Source organism: Blautia sp. MB18-30, from assembly GCF_023669475.1.
GTDB classification, from domain to species: Bacteria; Bacillota; Clostridia; order Lachnospirales; family Lachnospiraceae; genus Blautia_A; species Blautia_A fusiformis.
Genome location: NZ_JAMOYY010000076.1, coordinates 1 through 2575, shown reverse-complemented (window position 1 = coordinate 2575; position 2575 = coordinate 1). Strand labels below are relative to the sequence as shown.

Annotated in this window: 3 protein-coding genes; all 3 read right to left on the bottom strand. The window is 32.4% G+C overall.

The genetic code is table 11. The features are described from left to right. Positions 1-277, bottom strand: a 277-nt coding sequence (locus tag NCY57_RS16470; RefSeq protein ID WP_250789859.1) for an acyltransferase family protein, incomplete at its 3' end; no start/stop codon positions are given. Between the two features lie 114 nt (positions 278-391). Next, on the bottom strand, positions 392-1510 hold the full coding sequence (glf, locus tag NCY57_RS16465; protein ID WP_114002287.1) for a UDP-galactopyranose mutase: 1119 nt from the start codon (positions 1508-1510) through the stop codon (positions 392-394). 557 nt (positions 1511-2067) lie between these two features. Continuing rightward, the coding region (locus NCY57_RS16460) for an oligosaccharide flippase family protein (protein WP_250789858.1) at positions 2068-2575 on the bottom strand (508 nt) is incomplete at its 5' end.

Below are 2575 nucleotides of genomic sequence, written 5' to 3'. Positions count from 1 at the left end.
CAATAATAATGACTGTATTCCAACAAATTGTCAATTTTATAATTCCTAAACACTTTTTTTTCGAATATTGAATTCCTATTTTACCACGATTTAACAAAAAATATCCACTTGACATGAAAAAAAATGGAACCGCAAAGCCAAAAAAATAATATATTAAGCCTGTGGTTTTCGATATATCTTTAGGAAATGCATGTAAACCTACAACTGCAATACAGGCAACGATTCTAATCATATCAACATTGACGTTTCTATTTGACATATTACAAAAAATTTTCATTTTAATAAATTATCTCCAGTACCCAATTCAATTCATTTAGTTTTAAACCGTCACTTCCGAGACCAAGCTTTTAATAGTCCAGTTCCATATAATATTTTAATTTAATCAACAACATCATTTTAATTCTTTTCTAGTTGCTTCCAATGCAACTGCAATAACCTGATCCATATCATAGTATTTATATTCGCCAAGACGTCCGCCAAAAATTACATTTTGCTCAGCTTCTGCAAGCTTTTTGTACTCCTCATAGAGAGCACCATTCTTTTCATCATTAACCGGATAATAAGGCTCATCCCCAGGTTTCCATTCCGAACTGAATTCCCGGCTAATCACCGTCTTCGGAAGATCATTTCCTTCCTCATTCTTTCCGAACTCAAACCATTTATGCTCAATGATTCTTGTCCACGGCGTCTCACGATCTGTATAATTTACAGCTGCATTTCCTTGGAAATTCGGTTTGTCCAATGTTTCTGTTTCAAAACGCACAGAACGATATTCCAAAGTCCCAAGCATATAATCAAAATATGCATCGATCGGACCTGTGTAAACTATCTTTTCAGCTATCGCATCTAATTCACCTTTGTTTTCCAGATAATCTGTATTCAGACGGACCTCAATACCCTCCAGAAGATTTGCTACCATCTTCGTGTAACCGCCAACTGGTATTCCCTGATATAAAGCATTAAAATAATTGTTATCAAATGTCAGTCGAACAGGAAGACGTTTGATGATAAAAGAAGGAAGATCCTTGCAGTCACGTCCCCACTGTTTCTCTGTATAGCCCTTGATCAGTTTTTCATAAATATCACGTCCAACCAGCGAAATTGCCTGTTCTTCCAGATTCTTCGGTTCTGTAATTCCAGCCTCTTTTCTCTGTTCCTCAATCTTCGCCGCAGCCTCTTCTGGAGTTACCACACCCCACATTTTATTAAATGTATACATATTAAAAGGAAGACTGTAAAGTTCCCCTTTATAATTAGCGACCGGGCTGTTTGTAAACCTGTTGAACTCTGCAAACTGAGTGATATAATTCCATACTTTCTTGTTGTTAGTATGGAAAATATGTGCTCCATATTTATGTACGTTAATACCTTCTGTTTTCTCTGTGAAAACATTTCCAGCAATATTCGGTCGCTTGTCTACTACAAGAACTGTCTTTCCTGCTTTTTTTGCTTCGTGCGCGAAGATTGCTCCGTATAATCCGGAACCTACTACTAGATAATTGTATTTCATTTTAAACTCTCCCATAGTTAACTTCTCTTTTTCTTTAAATAATCTATCAAAACTTGTTCATAGATTTTTATAACAAATACACAAATACACAAAATTATTACTACTGAATTTGCATGATCCGCGGAATATCATAATTCTGGGCGACATGCCCCGCAATTACACTTATTATTCCTATACCTTTTAATATATCAAATTCAACAATTCTTCCTTCTTTCATTTACGTTTCACTTTCATATATTTAATCATATATTCATTAACAATATTCTCTCGTAGTACTACACACCCAATTATGTAAATTCCAAAATAAATTCCACATGAACATAAGAGACTAAAAAAGTAACTATCAATTTTAAATGTTGAATGAAACACTTTTAATACTACACTGGCTATTATACTTAAAGTCAACACTTTTATAGTATCTTTCCAATCAATTTTTATATATCGAATCTTTTTCATATAAATTGCTTGAAATATTTGTACTACTAATACACCAAATTCTGCTATAACAGTTCCTATTGCAGCACCTGCTGCACCATATATAGGTATTAATATTGAATTTAATAGTAATCAATCAATGCGCCCACGAAAGTTGAAAATACTGTAAGCTTTTCAAGACCAATTGGAATAAATATTTGCATTCCAATAATGTTACTTAACCCAATAAAAAAAACTGTTGGTATTATTATAATCATACTTGGAATTGCGTTTCTATACTCCTTTCCAGCTAAAAACAATATTGTATCCTTAGCTTCAATCATAAAAAATATGCTTATTGGGATAGCAGAAGCAATTACAAATTGAAAAGCTTTTTTTATTACTCTTATAAAATCGTTTTCAAAATTATTTTCAATATAATATGAAGCCCTTGGTAATAAAACAACACCTAAAGATGTTACCAAACTAACTAATATATTTTTCATTTTCGTAGCTGCATTATAATATCCTACTTGAATATCATTAGACATGAATCCTAACATAACTGTATCCAAACTTGTATAAATCATCGTAGCCACAGAAAATAAAAAGAAAACAATAATCGGTTTTAAATGTCGTCTTATATTATAA

Bases quoted from the DNA above. Each gene is read 5' to 3' on its own strand.
- glf (WP_114002287.1), bottom strand. From the start codon at position 1,510: ATGAAATACAATTATCTAGTAGTAGGTTCCGGATTATACGGAGCAATC.